The following is a 19,498-nucleotide window of genomic DNA, read 5'->3' as shown; positions in this document are numbered from 1 at the left end:
CGGTCGGATCGCGCAGCGATCCGAAACAAGGCTTAATAGAGCGCCACCGGGTTGATGATCATCTGCACCGCCCCGCGGATCCGCGCCTGGCCGAGGACGAACATGAACTCGTTCACCCCGTCGCGCAGGATCGGCCCGGTGTTCATCGTCTCGAGGATGTAGATCCCGTTCTCCTTGAGCAGGACGACATGGCCGTAGAAGGCTCCGTCGCCCGGCGCCGGCGGGATCGGCTCGATGCCCCAGGTGTCGGCCCCGACCGCGATCGGGTTGAGCGAGGCCATGTAGCGCGCACCGTCGACGTTGATGCCCGGCTCGCCTGAAACCCAGGCCGTCGGGTCGCTGTCGAGCTTGCCCTCGGTCCAGCCGGTGTGGAACAGCACCACGTCGCCCTCGCGGATCTCGACGCCCTGCGCCGTGGCGGCGGCCTTGATCTCGGCCTCGCCGAAATGCTCCCCGGCGTCGAGCACCTCCTTGCCGAAGTGCTTGGCCATGTCGATGATCACGCCGCGAGCGACGATCGGCGGGATGTCATGGGTGCCAAGCTTGGTCAGACCGGTGATGGCGCTTATCTCGGTTTCGCTGAGGCAATTGTAGTAATAACCTTTCTCGCCGAGATGCCCGAGCCCGTCGATCTGGCTGCCGATGCCGATCCAGGTTTGCAGGATGTCGTCGTTGTAGTTGCCCGGATAGCCGAACTGCGTCAGCTTCTGGCCGCCCTGCTGGTTGGGCTGCACGACCTGCAGATTGAGGCTGCGCGGCGGAAAGGCAGGGGTATTGCTGTCGATGACGATGCCCAGCGGCATCGATTTGCCCTGCTTGATAAGGGCGGCAGCCTTCAGTGTGTTCTCGGGGGTGACGCGGTTGGCGGCGCCGATGGTGTCATCCTTGCCCCATTGCGATTCGGCGCAGTCCTGCGCCATTGCGAATTGCGCAGACAGGCCGAGCGCGCAAGCCAATGTGGTAATCGTCTTGAATTTCAATTGTTTTCCCTCCCTGATGTTTTGCCGCATATGCGAAATAATTTTCCGCACATCGGACAAAGCCGATGATCACACGGATTCGTGTTCAGGCAAGGAAAGCCGTGCGACCACTTGCCGCAACGGCAGGTTTTCGCGCATGGGTTGTGGATATCCTCAGCCGGCCGGCTGCCACTTGTCGGGATGCGCGGCGCCAAAGGCCGGATGCTGCGCGCAGGCCGCCGCAACCGCCGTCAGGCGCGGCAGGTCGGCGGTTTCCACGCCCCAGCGGGCGGCGTTGTACATCTGCGGCATCAGGCAGATATCGGCGAGGCCCGGTGCGTCGCCACAGCAATAGGGCGCCTGGGTGAACCCGCCGAGCAGGGCTTCGAAGGCTTCCAGCCCCGGCCGGATGAACCGCTTCATCCATTGCTCCATCGCCGCCTGGTCGCCGCCCGCCATCTCCTTGGCATAGCTTGCCACCTGCAGGTTGCAGACCGGGTGCAGGTCGACCGCGATGGCATAGGCCAGCGCGCGGGCATGGGCGCGGCCGACCGGATCCTTCGGCAGCAGGTTCATCCCGCGCGTCTCGTCGAGATATTCGAGCATCGCCAGCGACTGGGTGAAGCGCTCTCCGTCGATGTCGAGCACGGGCACGAAACCCTGCGGGTTGCGGGCCAGGTGCTCGTGCGTGCGGTGCTGCCGGGTAGGCAGGTCGACGGGAACCGAGGTGTATTCGATCCCGGCCAACTGGAGCGCAATGCGCATCCGGTAGCTGGCCGAAGAGCGCCAATAGTCGAAAAGGACGGTCTCAGCCATGCTCATAGCTCCGTGCGGTCTTGAGGATATCCACCAGCGAGTCGAGGTCGCCGATGCGGTTGGCCATCATCAGCACCAGCCGCGCGTTCAGGGCGTGGCTCTGTGCCTCGGTCAGCCCCTCGTGGGCCTGCATCAGGGCGCTGTAGAATTCGTCCTGGAAGGGGCTGAGACGGTCGGGGGCGATGGTCATCGGCTGGGTTCCAGTTCGGCACCCATCGCGCGGGCGCGGGCGGCAAGGATTGCGTCGGCCTCGGGCGCCGTGAAGCTGGCGCAGACATGGCCGTCGGGGCGGAAGAGATAGGCGCGGCCCTCGCCATAGCGGCGGATGGCCAGCCCCTTGAGCGCCGTGAAGCAGGGATAATCGGCGCTGCGCTGGTTGATGCCGACGCGGGCGATGCCGTCGACCTCGGGCAGCTGCACGTCGCCGAAGCCCACCAGGGTGAAACCGCCGGTCTGGACCTGTTCCAGCAGCCAGCCGTCTCCCTCGGGGCCATTGATCGGCGCATCGACAACGGCCCGGCCCGAGGGCACCGCGCCGGTGCCCGGAGTCTGCAGCGGGAAGCCTTCCAGCGAGCAGGGCACCGAGAGGCGGCCCGAGTTCAGCAGCTTGCGGGCAAAGGGTTGGTCATGGGCCAGCCGCAGCACCTCGGCGCGGAACAGCGCCTCGATCGGGGTCTTGGGCGTCATGAAGTTGGTGGCCCGCGACGAGTTCAGGATATTCTCGGCCGACCCGTGGCTGCGTTCGTCGTGATAGGTCTCGATCAGCCGCTCGTCGGCCTCGCCGGCGAGAACGGCGACCAGTTTCCAGCCCAGGTTGTCGATGTCCTGGATGCCGCCATTGCCGCCGCGCGCGCCGAAGGGGCTGACCACATGGGCGCTGTCACCGACAAATATCACCCGGTTGTGCACGAAACGGTCGAGCTTGATGCAGCGGAACTTGTAGACCGACACCCAGTCGAGCCGGAACGGCTTGTCCCCGACGATGGCCTTGATGCGCGGGATCACCTTTTCGGGCGCGGCCTCGGCCTTGCCGTCCGCATCGACGTCAAGCTGCAGGTCGATGCGATAGATATTGTCGGGCTGGGCGTGCAGCAGCGCCGACTTGCCGGCATGGAAGGGCGGGTCGAACCAGAACCAGCGTTCGGGCACCGGGTCCGGGCCGAAGGGGCTCTCGTCCATCTCGATATCGGCGATCAGGAATTGCTCCTGGAAGGTCTGGCCGGTGAAATCCAGCCCCATCCGTTCGCGCGTGGCCGAGCCCGCGCCATCGCAGGCCAGCAGGTATTCGGTCTGCAGCGAATATGTGCCCTCGGGGGTCTCGACGGTCAGGGCGACATGGTTGCCCCGGTCCTCGTGTGCGACGACCTTGTTCTTGAAGCGCAGGTCGATCAGCTCGGGGAAGTCGCGGGCGCGGTCGACGAGGTATTCCTCGGCGTAATACTGCTGGAGGTTGATAAAAGCGGGATACTTGTGGCCTTCCTCGGGCAGCAGGTCAAAGCTGTAGACCTCTTCGGCCCCGTGGAACTGGCGGCCGATCTTCCAGGTGACGCCCTTGGCCAGCATCCGCTCGCCCACGCCCAGCCGGTCGAAGATCTCGAGCGTGCGCTTGGCCCAGCAGATCGCCCGGCTGCCGACCGAAACCACGTTGTTGTCGTCGAGCACGACCGAGGCCACGCCGCGCTGCGCCAGGTCGATCGCCATGGCCAGGCCAATGGGCCCCGCGCCGACGATCACCACCCGGTGGCGCGCCTCGGGCGCGGTCAGGCCGGGGGGCGAGACATAGGGGAAGGGGGTATAGTCATAGGCCATCGCTCACTCTCCCATCCAGGCCAATCCGACCAGCCAGGCCAGCAGGCCCATCGTCAGCCCGGTCAGGCGCTGGCGCAGCGGTTTGTCTTCGGGGCCGCGAAAGAAGCGGCCCCATTGGCGCAGCGCCTGGCCGGGTCCCGGAAATGGACGCCCACTCTCCGCCTCGGCGCGTTTGCGCAGCAGGAACAACACCCGGAACATGTTGTAAGCCCAGGCCGCGAAGATCACGGCGCCAAGGGCAAGCATCAGGATCCGGGTGGCGCTCATCGGCTTTATCCCTGCAGGGCTTCCCACATCTTCATGTCGCGCTCGGCGGTCCAGATGCGGGGGTTGTCGATACCCTGCGCCTCGTCATAGGCGCGGGCGACGTTGAAGGGCAGGCAGTGCTCGTAGATCGCGTAATCCTTGAACTTCGGGTCGCATTCCGCGCGCACCGCGTCCCAGGCGTCCTTCAGCGTGCCGCCCTTCAGCGCGACACGGCGGGCGGGCGCATAGGTCGAGGTCACGAAATCCGCCGTCGCGTCGAGCGCGGCGTTGACCATGTCCTGTCCCACCAGCGCGTCCCCCCGGCCCGGCGCGATGGCGTCAAGGCCGAAGGCGCGGATGTTGTCCAGGGTGCCGGTCCAGTCGGCGAAGTGACCATCGCCGCAGTAGCAGGCCGAGTGGTATTCGACGATATCGCCGGTGAACATGGTGTTGGCGTCGGGCAGGTGGATCACGATGTCGCCGGCGGTATGGGCGCGACCAAGGTGCATCAGGTCGATCCGCCGCTTGCCCAGGTAGACGGTCATGCGGTCGTTGAAGGTGGTGGTCGGCCAGGTCAGGCCGGGGATGGATTCATGCCCCTGGAACAAGCGCGGGAAACGCTGGAACTCGCTGTCCCAGTCTTCCTGGCCGCGCTCGGCGACCATAGCGCGGGCCTTCTCGCCCATGATGACCTGCTGCGCCCCGAAGGCCGAGGCGCCCAGCACGCGCACGGCGTGATAGTGGGTCAGCACCACGTGGGTGATCGGTTTGTCGGTGACTTCGCGCACCTTCTCGATCACCTTGTTGGCCAGGCGCGGCGTGGCCTGGGCCTCGACGATCATTACCGAGTCGTCACCGATGATGACGCCCGAGTTCGGGTCGCCCTCGGCGGTGAAGGCCCAGAGGCCCTCGCCCACCTCGGTGAAACTGATCTTCTTCTCGTCGAGATCGCCCTGGGACGCGAATGCCTTGGCCATGGTCTGTTTCCTTTCTCGGGGTGCGCAAGGAATGCGCACCCTACAGAGTCGCTTCGTAGGGTGCGCATTCATCGCGCACCCCGGTTTCCTCACCTGGCGTAGGGGTTCTCCAGCGCCGGCAGTACCTGCCCCGCGCAATCCCCGAAGCCGATGGTATAGCCATCGCCATGCGCCGCGCCCTTCAGGGTCAGCGTGTCGCCGTCCTGCAGGAAGCTGCGGGTCTCGCCGGTGTCCAACGTCAGCGGTTCCTTGCCGCCCCAGCTCAGTTCCAGCAGCGAGCCGCGCTCGTCCTTGCCCGCGCCCGAGATGGTGCCCGAGCCGAGCAGGTCACCCACGTTCATCGGGCAGCCCGAGGTGGTGTGATGCGCCAGCTGCTGGGCCGAGGAGTAATACATCTCGCGGTAGTTCGTGCGGGCGATGGTGGTGGCCGGTTTGCCTTCCGGGGCCAGGGTCACCTCGAGGTCGATGTCGTAGAGCATCGGCCCGACGTCCTTGAGATGGTCAAGCAGCTCGAACTCGCGCGCCGGGGTGTCGACACGGAAGGGTTCCAGCGCGGCGCGGGTGACGATCCAGGGGCTGATGGTGGTGGCGGTCGCCTTGGCCTGGAACGGCCCAAGAGGTTGGTATTCCCAGGCCTGGATATCACGCGCCGACCAGTCGTTCAGCAGCACGTAGCCGAAGATATTGGCATCGGCCTCGGCCACGGTGATCGGGCCGTCGCTGTCCACGCCGACGATGGCGCCCATCTCCAGCTCGAGGTCGAAACGGCGGCAGGGCAGGAAGGCGGGCAGGTCGTGTTCGGGGCTCTTGAGTTGGCCCCAGGGGCGGCGCACCGGGGTGCCCGAGACCACCACCGACGATGCGCGCCCGTTGTAGCCGATCGGGATGTGCAGCCAGTTCGGCGGCAGCGCGTTCTCGGCGCCGCGGAACATGGTGCCGACATTGGTGGCGTGGTGACGGCCGGCATAGAAATCGGTGTATTCGCTGACCATGAAGGGCATGTGCATGGTCACTTCGGACAGCGGCACCAGCAACGGCTCGACCTTGTCACGCTCCTTCGCGCCCTCGGCGAGCAGCGCGGTCAGGCGCGCGCGCAGCGCGGCCCAGACCGCCGGGCCTTCTTCCATCAGGGCGTTCCAGAACGGCAGGTCGAACAGCGGCTCGTCGCCGAGGTCGACCAGACCCTCTTCCTCGGCCGCGGCCATGTCGAGCACCATGTCGCCGATCGCCACGCCGCAGCGCGCGTCCTCGTCATCGCCGGTGGAGAACACGCCATAGGGCAGGTTGTTCAGTGGAAAGGGGCAATCGGCACGATTGGCCGAGGCGACCCAGCTTTTCATCAGAGGCATGTTCGTCTTTCCGTTTCTGGCGGTCGTGCCGCCTAGTCCTTGTTCTGCTTGCGCTTCTGAAGCCAGCGCAACACCACGCCGAGGACGATGAAGAGGGCGATCCAGAACAGCAGATCCTTCATTGCGTCACTCACCGGGCATCTCCTTCTCGCTGGCTCCGTCGGGTTTCCCCTTGTCCCGGTCCCGGCGCGCGGGGTCAATCCCCGCCGCCGGTGTCCGCGATGCCGGAGGCCGGCCTACTTCTTGCCCGGCGTGCCGTCGAACTTCTTCTCGAGGTCCGACCAGCAGTCGATGTAGTCGTCCTGCAGCGGCGCTTCCTTGGCCGCGAAGGCGGTCAGGTGCTGCGGGAAGCGGGTCTCGAACATGAACGACATCGTGTTGTCGAGCTTGTGCGGTTCCAGCTTGGCGTTCGAGGCGCCCTCGAAGGCGTTCCGGTCCGGTCCGTGCGGCAGCATCATGTTGTGCAGGCTCATCCCGCCGGGGACGAACCCCTGCGGCTTGGCGTCGTACTGGCCGTAGATGTTGCCCATCAGCTCGGACATGATGTTCTTGTGATACCACGGCGGACGGAAGGTGTCCTCGGCCACCATCCAGCGCTCGCGGAACAGCACGAAGTCGATGTTCGCGGTGCCCGGCACGCCCGAGGGCGCGGTCAGCACGGTGAAGATCGACGGATCGGGGTGGTCGAAGAGGATCGCTCCGACCGGGCAGTAGGTCGAGAGGTCATATTTGTAGGGCGCGTAGTTACCGTGCCAGGCGACGACATCGAGCGGGCTCTGCCCGATTTCGGTCTCGTGGAACTGGCCGCACCACTTGATGGTCAGCGTCGAGGGCACCTCGCGGTCCTCGTAGGCCGCCACCGGCGCCTTGAAGTCGCGGGGGTTGGCCATGCAGTTTGCGCCGATCGGGCCGCGGCCCGGAAGTTCGAACTTCTGGCCGTAGTTCTCGCAGACGAAGCCGCGGCAGGGCCCTTCCAGTACCTCGACGCGATAGACCAGCCCGCGCGGGATGATGGCGATCTCCTGCGGGGCGAGGTCGATGATGCCCAGCTCGGTGCAGAAGCGCAGCCTGCCTTCCTGCGGCACCACAAGCAGCTCGCTGTCGGCCGAGAAGAAATAGGCGTCGACCATGCTTTCGGTGACCAGGTAGATATGGCTGGCCATGCCGACCTGGGTGTTCACGTCGCCGGCCGTGGTCATGGTGCGCATCCCGGTCAGCCAGGTCAGCTTCTGCCCGGCATAGGGCACCGGATCCCAGCGATACTGGCCAAGGCTGATCACGTCGTCGTTCACATGCGGCGCGCTTTTCCAGTAGGGCAGGTCGATCTTCTGGTAGCGCGCGGAATGCTTGACCGAGGGGCGGATGCGATAGCACCAGGTCCGCTCGGGCGGGTTGGCGGTAAAGGCCGTGCCGGAAAGCTGTTCGCCATAGAGCCCGTAGTTGCACTTTTGCGGCGAGTTCATGCCCAGCGGCAGCGCGCCCGGCAGCGCCTCGGTTTCAAAGTCGTTGCCGAAGCCGGGCATGTAGCCCTCGGTGATGCCGGTCTGGCCGGTGGCCTGGACGAACTTGTGCGGATGAGTCGGTCGGTTCATGGGCGTTCCTCCCTTTGCTGGTTGCGGAGGTAATAGTTGATTTTGTAACTAACAACATAAAAGGAGCCGCCATGACCGAAAAAGACGATTTCGACCTGCACCTATTCCTGCCCTACCTGCTGAACCAGGCGGCCGAGGAATCGAGCCTCGCCTTCCAGCGGGTCTACAAGAGCCGCTACGGAATGCTGCGCACCGAGTGGCGGGTCCTCTTCCATCTCGGCATCTACGGGCGGATGACGGCCACCGAAATCGGCCAGCGGGCGCGGACCCACAAGACCAAGATCAGCCGCGCCGTTCAGCGCCTGGCCGAGCGGCGCTTTCTGCAGCGAACCCCAGACGAGAGCGACCGCCGGTCCGAGCACCTGGAACTGACCCACGCCGGGCTGGCGGCCTACCGCGAACTGCGCCAGGTGGCCCGCGAATACGACGCCGCGCTGGTGCGCGACCTGACGGCGGACGAGTCCGCCACGCTGCGCCGGTTGCTGGTCAAGCTCGCCGGTTAAGAGGCGCGCTTGCCGGATCCGCGGTCTTGCCGGCCGCAAATTTCTTTTGGCACAGCGAATTTTGTTGCTAGAACCGTGCCCACACGGACCAGTTTTCTTCGTTTCACGTTTTTCAAGAGGTATCGATGGCAGACCTGACCCCGGCTCAGTTGCAGTTCCTGCAAAAGCATCTCGGATATGACACCAAGAAGTATTTCGCCAAGAAGGCGCTGAAATCGCAGGTCCAGGAGTTCTGGCGCCGGCGCGACAAGGCCGAGGCCGAGATCAAGGCGCTGCCGCCGGAACACCCCCAACTGGCCGCATTGAAGCAGGCAGTGGATGCCGCGACGAAGAAGGCCGAGGGCGGCGATCTCAAGGGGGCCTACCACGATCTGAAATCTGTCAAGGCAAACGCCCGTGCCGCCGCCACCGTGGTCAAGGGCGGCATCAGTCTCGGCGCCATCAACGCCGAGCTCGACGACCTGGAAGCCAGCGTCCGACGTCTGCAGACCGAACAGCGCCGCATCCGCGACCTGCTGGCCCTTGGCGCCACCGACGTGATCGACGAGGCGCGGATCCTGCGCGATCCGACCTCCGAGAATACCCGTGACGGCATTATCTCCCTGGCAGGCGAGAACCTGCGGCGCCAGAAGGAACTGATGATGGAGTGGGACGCGCTTGAGGCCAACGTCAACCAGGGGGTACAGACATACAAGGCGATGATGGCGAATGCGCCGACCATCCCCTCGCTGCTCGCCCTGATCTCGCACAATATCCAGCTGCTGGGCAAGAAAGACCCGGACTCCGTCAAGGGTATGCACAACGCCCGCTATGCCTTCCTCGACCAGCAGGTGCGCTCCAGTTTCCTGGCCGGTAGTGGCTCGGAACTCGCCAGCGAGATGTCCGCCGCGCTGCGCACCCAGCGCAACACGCTGCTCGAGGTGCTGAAGACCAAGACCAGCCCGCCCCCGATGGAGGTGCTGGCCGCGACCGACGATGCCGGCAAACGGCTGGAGGGCCCGGAGGCCAAGGAGGCCGCGCAGAAGCTCGCAGATCAGTTCAAGCATCTCGACAAGCTCGAGGCGGAGCGGCTCGAGAAGGCCAAGAAAGCCTATCTCGAAGCTCTGAAGACCGACAACGCCATGCTCTCGATGACCGAGGACACCTCGCTCATCACCAGCACGCGGATCCGGCCCTTCGACACCGCCGAGATGATGGACGACCTCGGCATCGATGTGACCGACACCCGCAAGCGCCCCGACGAGATCGGCGCGGCGGCGGGCAAGGGGGTCTCCGATGCGATGGACGCGCTGCTCGCCAACGGCACCGTGCCCGACGAGGTCTTCGAGATGTGTACGCGCAGCCAGCGCGACTGGTATGTCGAGGCGGCCAAGGCCTCGGGCATTCAGTTCGACCCCGACAAGCCCGACACAATCGACCCGACCGTCTGGTATAAGATCAAGGCTGCGGGCGACGCCATGCGCGAAGCCGCCCAGCAGAAATACCCCGACAAGGCCAAGGTCGGCGACGACGGCAAGCTGAGTGAGTTTACCATCGGCGGCGTGGTCTACGGGAACATCAAGTTCCTCGGTCAGGGCGGCGGCGGCACGGTCTACCTGGCCAAGGACGCCAATGGCAACGAAGTGGTGCTGAAGACACCCCGCGGCTTCAGCGCGGACAGTGCGATGGAAGAGGATGAGCACCAGACGCTGAAAAGCGAGGTGAGCAATCACCGCGCGGTCAGCGGCGGCGAGGATGGCGACTGTCCCGAGAACGTGCTCGACATGAAAGGCATGGTGCTGGCCCCCAACGGAGCACCGCTGATCGTGATGGACCTCGCCGGCGCGGGTGACGCCGAGAAATACTCCGACTCGATGAGCGCGGCCGAGAAATCGGGCCTTCTCACCGATGGCGCCCGACAGGCGATGATGGCCCAGCAGATGCGCGAGATCATCACCGGCATGAAGGCGATGCAAGCCAGCGGGATGACGCACCACGACCTGAAGGAGGCCAATATCTTCGTCAGCGAGGACGGCACGTTCAAGGTGGCCGACTTCGGGCTCGCGCGGCACGTCGATACCCACGACGAGGCGATCAAGGGCCTGGACGAGTTCACGCCGGGCTACGAGCCGCCGGAACTCTTCGGGGATGGCAAGGCCGTCACGCAGAAGTCCGACAACTTCACCTTGGGCGAGATCCTCGAACGTGTCACCGATCCGCTGCGGGGCGAGGGCACCTTCAAGGAGAAGTTCTCGAGCGCGAATCCGGGACCGTCACAGTCGACCGACGACGAAGGCAAGGTGGCTCAGGTCTCGTCGCTGACGCGGCTGATGAACCGGATGAAGGACCCGGACCCCGACAAGCGGCCCACGCTGGATGCGGTCCTGATGAGCAGCTATTTCGACGAGGTCGACCAGAACTACACCAAGGAAGATCTGACCCGCCTGAAGAAGGCGACCGTGGCCTATTCCAAGACGCTGGGCAAGCAGGCGGCCGAGCTTGGCAACGTTATCAACCGCGCCGAGGGCCAGATCCGGCAGCTGGAGCTCAGCAAGTCCGACGGGCTGCTTCAGGTGAAGATCCGCCAGGCCGAACTGTTGAAAGCCCAGGTGGAATCGCGCGGGCGTCGGCTGTCGCGGCAGCTGGGGCAGGAGTGGGACGCCAAGAAGAAAAAGGACCTCGAGCGCGACATCGACTCCAATGACAAGCGGATCAAGGGGCTCGACGACAAGATCGTGCAGATGACTGGTCAGCTCGGATCGGACAAGAGCCGGGTCGACCTCGAGGACATCGACAAGAAGATCGCCGCCGAGCGCGACAAGATCGCGGCCGCGCGCAAGCAACTGAAGGCGCTCCACGACGATCCGCAATACGCGGCGATCCTGAAGGAACTCGAAGAGGCGAACAAGGCCTTCGCCTGAACCGCTCCGGGCGTCAGAAGGTGATCTTCACGCCCGGCAGGTTCAGCGCCTTCATCATGTCGCGCAGCTCCTGGCGGGCGGCGACGTTCGAGATGTTCAGCTGCTTGACCCCGATATCCTTGAGGTCGAGCAGTGTCAGCCCGCGCGGGAAGAGTTCGCGGAAGATGACCCGTTCGGAAAAGCCCGGCGCGACCCGGAAGCCAAGCCGCTCGGACAGCATCTTGATCGCGCGCTCCATCTTCTCCTTGTTGACCATGCGCTGGGTAGCGACCCGGTTGCGCATGACCACCCAGTCGATCGGCTTGAGCCCGGCCTGCGCGCGCAGCTGCCGCGCGCTCCACACCATCTCGGAATAGACCGAGGGGCGGAGGATCTTCTCGCCGGTGGTGTCGGTCTGGGCCAGCAGGTCGAAGTCGATGAAGCTGTCGTTCAGCGGCGTGATCAGCGTATCGGCCAGCGAGTGGGCGACCTGGCTGAGGCGGGTATGCGAGCCGGGGCAGTCGATCAGGATGAAATCGCTGTCGGGCTCAAGCTGCGACACCGCCGCCGAGAGGCGGTGGTCGTAGATGTTCTCGCCGGGGCGCAGGGCCGCCGGATCGATCTCGGGCAGGTCGTGGCAGCTCGCGCTGGGAAGGTCCAGCCCGGCCTTCTGGAGGAAGGTCAGCCGGTTCTCGGCATAGCGCGCCATGGTCCGCTGGCGCAGGTCGAGGTCGAGCGCGCTGACCTTGTGGCCGAGCCGCGCGAGGGCGGTTGCCACGTGCATCGAGACGGTGGATTTACCCGCGCCGCCCTTTTCGTTCCCCACGACGATGATATGTGCCATGCCCGGACCTCTTCACAGCTGCTTTGCACAGTTCGCTTGTTCCGGCCACTATATTTAGTGTCTAAGCGGATGAAAAGCGCCCATCAGAGGTTGTGCACAGGAGATTTCCTCGCGTGTGCTCAAAGCAACCCGGCCTGCGCCAGCGCCGCCCGCAGCGGCTCCATCTGGGTCTCGTAGCGGAGCCATGCGGCGTTCGAGGTGTCATGGATCGGCTGGCGCACCTGCGCTGCGCTGGCGGTCAGAACCGCGCTGCCCGAACGGTGCGGGCTGAGACAGTCATCGTGCCACTCCAGCCCGCAGGCGGCGACAAGCGCGCGTAGCTCGGGGTCGGGGTCACGCACCATCGCGTCATAGTCGAGCGTCGCGATCTTCCTCGGCAGGCGGCGTTGCCAGTAGGCCATCAGGTCACGGTGCAGCAGCATATAGGCGGTGATCCCGCCGATGCTGTAGGCAAAGCCGTTGCCGCGACCGGCGAAGGCATGACGGAACAGCGACCAGGCCACCGACATCGGGTCGCGCACCACGTGCACGATCCGCGCCTCGGGCAGGGCGGCGGCGATGAAGCCGAGCCAGCGGAAGTTCAGCGGCATCTTGTCGATCATCACCGGCGCGCCGTTGGAATAGCGTGCCAGCCCCTCGGCAATCTCGGTGCGCATCCTGCTCAGATCCTGCGGCTCCAGCGCCGCCCGCTTGTCTTCCTGCAAGCCGCGCAGCAGCCGCGCTGCGGCGCGGGCGATCACCGAAAGCTCGCCGCAGCCCTGGGTGCCCGGCGCCTGCGCCAGCACCTGCTCCACCAGCGTCGTCCCCGAACGCGGCAGCCCCACCACGAAGATCGGGCGCACGGGCAGGGGGCTCTCGGCCACGACCTCCTCCACCGGGGCCGCGAACAGCGATTTGACATGGGCGAAGCGCAGCGCGTCATGGCGCACCTCATAGCCCAGCGCAGCCTGTTTCATCCGGTTGCCCCGGACCAGGTGATGAAACGCCAGGTCGAGCTGGTCGAGATCGTCGAAGGCCTTGAACAGCGCGAAATGCAGCGGCGCCTGGCCCGGATCGTTCGGCGCGACCCGTGACAGCAGCCGCTCCATCTGCGCGATATGCGCGTCGCCCTCGGCATAGCGGTGCACGTGCGAGAGGTTGTGATGCAGGTCCGGCACCTCGGGGCGCAGCGCAATGGCCCGGCGATAGAACTCGGCCGCCGCCGCGCGTTCACCGCGTGCCTGGGCAAGAATGCCAAGGTGGTTGAGCGGGCCGGTATCTTCGATGCCGCCGCGCAGGGCGGCCCGGTGGCAGGCTTCTGCCTCCTCCATCCGCCCCAGGTCGCGCAGCGCGCGGCCGCGCGTATCCAGCGCGCGGGCATCGTCGGGGCAGGCCTCCAGCACCTTGTCGACCGCGTCCAGCGCCGCCGCCGCCTGGCCCATCTCCAGCCGGCAGAGCGCCAGCCCGACCCCCAGCCCCGCGGTCTCGGGCGAGCGGCAGACCGCAAAGCTCCACCGCTTCTCGGCGGCGTAGAGATTGCCCCTGGCCTGCATCTCTCGCGCGCTTTGCGCCATCTCGGTCGCGCTGCCCTGACAGAGCGTGAGCAGCCCCGCCTGCGCCCGCCGGTTGGCCGGAAACCGTTCGAGCACCTTGAGGTAGAGATCTTCGGCGACCTCGACCTCGCCGGTCTTGATTGCCTTGCTTGCGCGGTTCAGGGCCTGGGTGACGGACAGGGCTTGTGGCATGTTGACTCCGGACTGTTGCTTGAGCCCCGGACCATGCCGTCAATTCGTTTCTATTTGGTCACTTCCAGCCCGATACCGACCCCTGAAACGACAAACGCCGCCCTGGGGGCGGCGTCGGCGTAACGCTGCGGCGATGGATCAGAACCCGAGGCCGGCGTATTTGCTCTTGAACTTCGACACGCGGCCGCCGGTGTCCAGCAGGCGGGTGCCGCCGCCGGTCCAGGCCGGGTGCACCGAGGGGTCGATATCCAGCGACATCTGGTCGCCTTCCTTGCCCCAGGTCGATTTCATCTGGACCACGGTGCCATCGACCAGCTTGACGTCGATGACGTGGTATTCGGGGTGAATGCCTTGTTTCATGACTCTGTTCCTTACGCTTCGGCCGACGAAGACAGCTCTTTGTAGTTGGTGTTCTCGGCGATCCGGGCCGATTTGCCCTGACGCGAGCGCAGGTAGTACAGCTTGGCGCGGCGGACGCGGCCACGGCGGACCACTTCGATGCTGTCGATGTTGGTCGAGTAGAGCGGGAACACGCGTTCCACGCCTTCGCCGAAGGAAATCTTGCGAACGGTGAACGAGGCGCCGATGCCGCCGCCCTTGCGCGAGATGCAGACGCCTTCATACATCTGGACGCGGCTGCGGGTGCCTTCGGTCACTTTGTAGCCGACGCGGATGGTGTCGCCGGCGCGGAAGTCGGGGATCGTTTTCCCCAGCGAGGCGATCTGTTCCGCCTCGATCTGTGCGATCAGGTTCATCGCTAAAGTCTCCAATAAGCCTGCGGTTGCCCCGCAGAGTGTGCGCGCCCGAGAGCTCCTGGTCTTCAACCGGGTCCGCCGCAGCGCCCGCCGGAGATCGTTCGTCGGTTCCGTTGTGCCTTCGTCCTGGCCGCGGTCCGGTTCGGCCGAAGAAAGCCGGGCGCCCGCGTGATTGCCAATACGAAGCACCCAGAGCCGCGCGAGCGATTCCGGGATTGCGGTCGTGTAAGGGAAAGTCCCGCGCGGATCAAGCCCGGAATACCCTGCCCGCAGGCGGATCGACAGGGCGCGTCTGGGCTGCCATCCTGTCGTGGCGGGGGCGCAGTGCGAGGACGTCATATGGCCTTCTACCACGGATTGAAATCCTACGAGAACGACCCCGCCTATTCCGGCAAGGCGGCCTGGGTTGCGGCCCGGCTGCTTGCCCTTCGGCGTGACCTGCACGACCAGGTGCTGCGCAACCGGCGGGCCAATTCGCTGATCATCGGCTCGTGGAACATCCGGGCCTTCGACGACGGGCTGCCCCGGCTCGACGAGAGCTACCACTACATCGCCGAGATCGTGAACAGCTTCGACATCTGCGCGGTGCAGGAGATCAAGAGTGACCTTGCCCCGTTGCAGCGGCTGGTGCGCCTGCTGGGGCCGCAATGGGAATACTTCGTCTCGGACGTCTCGACCCACAAGGGTGGCAATTCCGAGCGAATGGCCTTCCTCTACAACACCGACAAGGTGATCTTCCGCAACCTGATCGGCGAGATCGTCCTCCCGAGCGAGGATCTGATCGCGGGCGAACAGATCGCCCGCTCGCCCTTCTTCGCGGCTTTCCAGGCGGGCTGGTTCCGCTTCGCGCTCTGTTCCGCGCATATCATCTTCGGCGGCGAGAGCGCGGCGGAAAAGGAGCTCAGGGCGCAGGAGATCCGCGCGATAACACGTGTGCTGGTCGACCGCGCGAAGGACGAGGACCAGGTCTACGTGCTGCTGGGCGATCTCAACATCGACACCCGCGACGGACCGATCATGGCGGCCCTGACCGCAAGCGAGATGGTGGTGCCCGCCTTTCCCGCGACCAACCTGGGCGGTGACAAGTTCTTCGACCAGATCGCCTTCACCGTGAAGGGCAAGGCCGAGCGCAAGACCCGGTTGCTGCGCCACGGCGTCTTCGACTGGCGCCGATCGGTCTTCGGGCCGTGGCCCGACCGCGACTTTCCGGCGCAGACAGCGGCCGAAGCGGCCATGCCGCAACGCCGCCTGACCGACGCCGAGCAGATCGCCCATTACCTGCCTGTCACCGTGGCCGAGCGCGCCAGGCATGGCCGTCCGCCCTACGCCCATTTCGAGAAGAGCTATCGCAGCTGGACCACCTACGAGATGTCCGACCACCTGCCGATCTGGATCGAGATCGAAATCGACTATTCCGACGACTATCTCGCGCGTTTCCTCGCCCCGTGACCCGGCGGCGAAGCGCTGCGTGGCGTGGCTTTTCCCTCTGGCCATGCCTCGCTGAGAGTCATAGAACCCGCCGGAACCATCTGGGGGACATAATGGCCGGGATCGCACCGCAACCGGGGATCATGGACATCGCGCTGTATGTCAGCGGCGAAAGCGCGATCGCGGGTCGCGCGGATGTGCTGAAACTGTCGTCGAACGAGAACCCCTACGGGTGCTCGGACAAGGCCCGCGCCGCCTACCTGGCCGCCGCCGCCGACCTGCACCGCTATCCCAACACCGATCACGGCGCCCTGCGCCGTGCCATCGGCGAGATCCATGGCCTCGACCCCGACCGCATCGTCTGCGGCGTCGGCTCGGACGAGGTGCTGCAGTTCATCGCCCAGGCCTATGCCGGGACGGGCGACGAGATCATCACCACCGAGCACGGCTTCTCGATGTATCCGATCCTGGCCCATGCGGTTGGGGCGACCCCGGTCACCGTGGGCGAACGGGAACGCTGCATCGACGTCGATGCCATCCTCGCGGCGGTGACCGACAAGACCCGCATCGTCTTCCTGGCCAACCCGGCCAACCCGACCGGGACCATGGTATCGGAAGCGGATCTCGACCGTCTGGCCGCCGGCCTGAAGGGCCGCGCGTTGCTGGTCCACGATGGCGCCTATGCCGAGTTCGTCGACGGGTTCGACGGCGGCGCCGGGCTGGTCGAGGCGCATGACAACGTGATCATGACGCGGACCTTCTCGAAGATCCACGGCCTTGGCGGGCTGCGGATCGGCTGGGGCTATGCCCGGCGCGAGGTGATCGACGTGCTCAACCGCCTGCGCCAGCCGTTCAACCTGAGCCAGGGCCAGATGGCCGCGGCCGAAGCAGCGATCCGCGACGTCGAGTTCACGACCCGTTGCCGCGAGGAGAACGCCCGCTGGCGCAGCTGGCTCACCGATGCGCTGCGCCAGATGGGTGTCGGCTGCGACGAGAGCCACGCGAACTTCGTGCTGGCCCGCTTTGCCGATGCCGAGGAAGCCGGCGCCGCCGATGCCGCGCTCAAAGCCGACGGGATCATCGTGCGCCGGGTCACGGGCTACGGTCTTCCCGAGGGCCTTCGGATTACCGTGGGCGACGAGGCCGCCTGTCGGCGCATCATCGCGGTCCTGGCCGCGTTCAAGGGGGTGCGCTGATGGAGCGGATCTATGACCGCGTCGCCCTGATCGGCCTGGGGCTTATCGCCTCGTCGATGTTCTGGGCAATGAAGCGCGACGGCAATCTCGCCGGCGAGGTGACGGGCTATGCCCGCACCGAGGCCACCCGCGAGACCGCGCGCCGCATCGGCCTCTGCGACCGGGTCTGCGACAGCATGGCCGAGGCGGTGAAGGATGCCGACCTGGTCATCCTCTGCGTGCCGGTCGGTGCGATGGGTCCGGTGATGGAAGAGATCGCGCCGCACCTCAAGCCCGGCTGCACCGTCACCGATGTCGGCTCGGTCAAGGGCGACGTGATCCGCTCGGTTACGCCGCATCTGCCCGAGGGCGTCTTCTTCGTGCCGGGCCACCCGCTGGCCGGGACCGAGCATTCCGGCCCTGAAAGCGGCTTTGCCGAACTCTTCGACAATCGCTGGACGCTGCTGATCCCCGGTTCGGCCCCCGACGAGGTGGTCGGCGACCTGCGCAGCTTCTGGGAGCGGCTGGGCGCCAATGTAGACCTGATGGATGCCGACCACCATGACCTGGTGCTGGCGGTGACCAGCCACACGCCGCACCTGATCGCCTATACGATGGTGGGCGTGGCCGACGACCTGCGCCGCGTCACCGACAGCGAGGTCATCAAGTATTCGGCCGCGGGTTTCCGTGACTTCACCCGGATCGCTGCAAGCGATCCGACGATGTGGCGTGACGTCTTCCTGACCAACAAGGAGGCGACGCTGGAAATCCTCGGACGCTTCACCGAGGAACTCTTCGCGCTGCAACGGGCGATCCGCACCGGCGACGGGCAGCACCTGTTCGATTATTTCACCCGCACGCGGGCGATCCGGCGTGGCATCATCCAGGCCGGCCAGGACACCGCCGCGCCGAACTTCGGGCGCGGGCCCTCGGGCCAGAAATGAGGCGCTGGCTGGCGGCCATATCCCTGGCGCTGGCCACCCTGCCCGCCGCCGCGAAGGCGCCCGACACCTCTCTGCGACCGCCGCAGCTGCCGGGTCAGGCAGCTGCAGTGCCCACTGCCCCGGCCGCCCCGGCAAAGCGTCCGCAAGCCCGCCCCGAAGTGACGGTAACGCCAGCCTCCCCCGAGATTGCGCCGGCCACGGCCGACCCGCAAACTACCCCCGAGGTAGCCTCGTCGACCGCCACGGCGCCGTCCATCCGTCCCCATCCGCGCCCCGAGGGGCTCGGCACGGTGACTGCCTCCGCCTCTGCCTCGCAGGCCCCCGCGCGCGTTCAGGCGACGGCCAAGGCCCCGGCCAGCAAGCGCGAGCTGAGACGCAAGGGCGCGGTCTGTGGCGATGTCGAGATCATCGGCGAACCGGTCGGCAAGGTCTCGTCCCCCAACGGCAGTTGCGGGATCGAGGACGCGGTAAGGATCCGCTCGGTCGCCGGCATCTCGCTGAGCCAGCCCGCGCTGATGAACTGCCCCACTGCCGCCGCACTCAAGACCTGGGTGGTCCGCGGCGTCCAGCCCTCGTTCCGCAAGCGCGATCAGGTCGTGCAATTGCAGGTCGCGGCCCACTATGCCTGCCGCAGTCGCAACAACGTGAAGGGTGCGCGCCTCTCCGAGCACTCCAAGGGCAATGCCGTCGACATCTCCGGCTTCGTGCTGAAGTCGGGCAAGACGCTCTCGGTGCTCAAGGATTACTCCAACAGCGGCCCGCTCGGCGCCGCCCGCCGCGCGGCCTGCGGAATTTTCGGCACAGTGCTGGGGCCGGGGTCGGACCGCTACCATGCCAATCACTTCCATCTTGACACGGCCCGCTACCGGACCGGAGCATATTGCCGGTAAAGCATTGTATCATGAGTGATTGCAGGGAAGATGATGCCGTGACGATGTGGGTCTTTGCCTATGGCTCGCTGTTGTGGAACCCAGGTTTCGAAGTGGCCGACCGCGCGATGGCCACGCTCGACGGCTATCACCGCTCGTTCTGCATGCGCTCGATCCACCATCGCGGCACCGAGGAAGAGCCAGGCCTCGTCCTCGCGCTCGACGCCGTTGAGGGCGCGCAATGCGTGGGCGTGGCGATGGCCGTCCCGCCGGGGCTGGAGGGCGAGACCATCGGCTATCTGCGCGACCGCGAGCTGATCTCTTCGGCCTACCTGGAAAAGAACCTCGACGTGCGGCTCGACGATGGCCGCACCGTGACCGCCGTGACCTATGTGATCGACCCCGCGCATGTGCAGTATTGCGGCGGACTCGACCTCGAAACCCAGGCGCAGATCATCGCGCGCGCGGTTGGCGGGCGGGGGCCCAACCACGAATACCTGTTCAACACCACCGACCATCTCGCCACCCTCGGTCTGCCCGATGAAGACCTCGAATGGCTGGCCGAGCGGGTACGCCGCCTGATGGCATAAAGCCTTGGCGTTCCATCGCTTAACTCTATAGACTCGGGC

At 65.9% G+C, this 19,498-nt stretch carries 19 protein-coding genes; 7 read left to right on the top strand and 12 right to left on the bottom strand.

Annotation, left to right across the window (positions count from 1 at the left end):
- Positions 1-32: 32 nt before the first annotated feature.
- From IE266_RS21170 to hmgA, 8 genes are all read right to left on the bottom strand, one after another.
- Positions 33-980, bottom strand: a complete 948-nt coding sequence (locus IE266_RS21170) for a cyclase family protein (protein WP_229864363.1) — start codon at positions 978-980, stop codon at positions 33-35.
- Between the two features lie 153 nt (positions 981-1,133).
- Entirely contained in the window at positions 1,134-1,775 is a 642-nt protein-coding gene (maiA, locus tag IE266_RS21165) for a maleylacetoacetate isomerase (protein ID WP_189682124.1), read from the bottom strand.
- Positions 1,768-1,965 (bottom strand): DUF2783 domain-containing protein, encoded by a 198-nt coding sequence (locus IE266_RS21160; protein WP_189682123.1) that lies wholly within the window; start codon positions 1,963-1,965, stop codon positions 1,768-1,770. The genes maiA and IE266_RS21160 overlap by 8 nt, the downstream gene beginning before the upstream one ends.
- Positions 1,962-3,584, bottom strand: coding sequence for an FAD-dependent oxidoreductase (locus IE266_RS21155; protein WP_189682122.1), 1,623 nt, complete (start codon positions 3,582-3,584; stop codon positions 1,962-1,964). The genes IE266_RS21160 and IE266_RS21155 overlap by 4 nt, the downstream gene beginning before the upstream one ends.
- A 3-nt stretch (positions 3,585-3,587) precedes the next feature.
- Positions 3,588-3,851: a hypothetical protein gene (locus IE266_RS21150; protein WP_189682121.1), complete on the bottom strand. Its 264-nt coding sequence runs from the start codon at positions 3,849-3,851 to the stop codon at positions 3,588-3,590.
- Between the two features lie 5 nt (positions 3,852-3,856).
- The gene (locus IE266_RS21145) at positions 3,857-4,807 is read right to left on the bottom strand and encodes an MBL fold metallo-hydrolase (protein ID WP_189682120.1); all 951 of its coding nucleotides are present in this window, start codon (positions 4,805-4,807) and stop codon (positions 3,857-3,859) included.
- Positions 4,808-4,896: 89 nt separating this feature from the next.
- Positions 4,897-6,156 (bottom strand): fumarylacetoacetase, encoded by a 1,260-nt coding sequence (gene fahA / locus IE266_RS21140; protein ID WP_189682119.1) that lies wholly within the window; start codon positions 6,154-6,156, stop codon positions 4,897-4,899.
- A gap of 236 nt (positions 6,157-6,392) precedes the next feature.
- Complete coding sequence (gene hmgA / locus IE266_RS21135; RefSeq protein ID WP_189682118.1) at positions 6,393-7,748, bottom strand: homogentisate 1,2-dioxygenase; 1,356 nt, start codon at positions 7,746-7,748, stop codon at positions 6,393-6,395.
- A gap of 71 nt (positions 7,749-7,819) precedes the next feature.
- On the opposite strand from hmgA, the gene IE266_RS21130 reads away from it, so the two are divergent.
- Positions 7,820-8,251 carry a MarR family winged helix-turn-helix transcriptional regulator gene (locus tag IE266_RS21130; protein ID WP_189682117.1) on the top strand — a complete coding sequence of 144 codons (432 nt, stop codon included), beginning with the start codon at positions 7,820-7,822 and terminating at the stop codon, positions 8,249-8,251.
- 125 nt (positions 8,252-8,376) lie between these two features.
- Positions 8,377-11,151: a protein kinase domain-containing protein gene (locus IE266_RS21125; protein ID WP_189682116.1), complete on the top strand. Its 2,775-nt coding sequence runs from the start codon at positions 8,377-8,379 to the stop codon at positions 11,149-11,151.
- Positions 11,152-11,164: 13 nt separating this feature from the next.
- On the opposite strand, the gene IE266_RS21120 is transcribed toward IE266_RS21125, so the two are convergent.
- The 4 genes from IE266_RS21120 to rplS all read right to left on the bottom strand — a co-directional run bounded on the left by IE266_RS21120 (position 11,165) and on the right by rplS (position 14,453).
- Positions 11,165-11,974: a division plane positioning ATPase MipZ gene (locus tag IE266_RS21120; RefSeq protein WP_189682115.1), complete on the bottom strand. Its 810-nt coding sequence runs from the start codon at positions 11,972-11,974 to the stop codon at positions 11,165-11,167.
- Positions 11,975-12,093: 119 nt separating this feature from the next.
- The gene (locus IE266_RS21115) at positions 12,094-13,698 is read right to left on the bottom strand and encodes a tetratricopeptide repeat-containing sulfotransferase family protein (RefSeq protein WP_189682114.1); all 1,605 of its coding nucleotides are present in this window, start codon (positions 13,696-13,698) and stop codon (positions 12,094-12,096) included.
- A gap of 138 nt (positions 13,699-13,836) precedes the next feature.
- Entirely contained in the window at positions 13,837-14,058 is a 222-nt protein-coding gene (gene rpmE / locus IE266_RS21110; protein WP_189682113.1) for a 50S ribosomal protein L31, read from the bottom strand.
- Between the two features lie 11 nt (positions 14,059-14,069).
- Positions 14,070-14,453 carry a 50S ribosomal protein L19 gene (rplS, locus tag IE266_RS21105; protein ID WP_189682112.1) on the bottom strand — a complete coding sequence of 128 codons (384 nt, stop codon included), beginning with the start codon at positions 14,451-14,453 and terminating at the stop codon, positions 14,070-14,072.
- A gap of 339 nt (positions 14,454-14,792) precedes the next feature.
- Here rplS and IE266_RS21100 point away from each other — a divergent pair, with 339 nt between their 5' ends.
- From IE266_RS21100 to IE266_RS21080, 5 genes are all read left to right on the top strand, one after another.
- A complete protein-coding gene (locus IE266_RS21100) occupies positions 14,793-15,902 on the top strand; it encodes an endonuclease/exonuclease/phosphatase family protein (RefSeq protein WP_189682111.1) in 1,110 nt (369 codons plus the stop codon).
- A gap of 92 nt (positions 15,903-15,994) precedes the next feature.
- Positions 15,995-17,077, top strand: coding sequence for a histidinol-phosphate transaminase (gene hisC, locus IE266_RS21095; protein WP_189682110.1), 1,083 nt, complete (start codon positions 15,995-15,997; stop codon positions 17,075-17,077).
- Positions 17,077-18,000, top strand: coding sequence for a prephenate/arogenate dehydrogenase family protein (locus IE266_RS21090; RefSeq protein ID WP_189682109.1), 924 nt, complete (start codon positions 17,077-17,079; stop codon positions 17,998-18,000). The genes hisC and IE266_RS21090 overlap by 1 nt, the downstream gene beginning before the upstream one ends.
- Positions 18,001-18,107: 107 nt before the next feature.
- On the top strand, positions 18,108-18,890 hold the full coding sequence (locus tag IE266_RS21085) for an extensin-like domain-containing protein (RefSeq protein WP_229864361.1): 783 nt from the start codon (positions 18,108-18,110) through the stop codon (positions 18,888-18,890).
- 38 nt (positions 18,891-18,928) lie between these two features.
- A complete protein-coding gene (locus tag IE266_RS21080; protein WP_189682154.1) occupies positions 18,929-19,459 on the top strand; it encodes a gamma-glutamylcyclotransferase in 531 nt (176 codons plus the stop codon).
- The last annotated feature ends 39 nt before the right edge of the window (positions 19,460-19,498 follow it).

The organism is Seohaeicola zhoushanensis (assembly GCF_014656415.1).
In the GTDB taxonomy this organism is placed as follows: Bacteria; Pseudomonadota; Alphaproteobacteria; order Rhodobacterales; family Rhodobacteraceae; genus Seohaeicola_A; species Seohaeicola_A zhoushanensis.
Note: the sequence above shows the minus strand (reverse complement) of the source record. Positions and strands in the feature narration are given on the sequence as shown.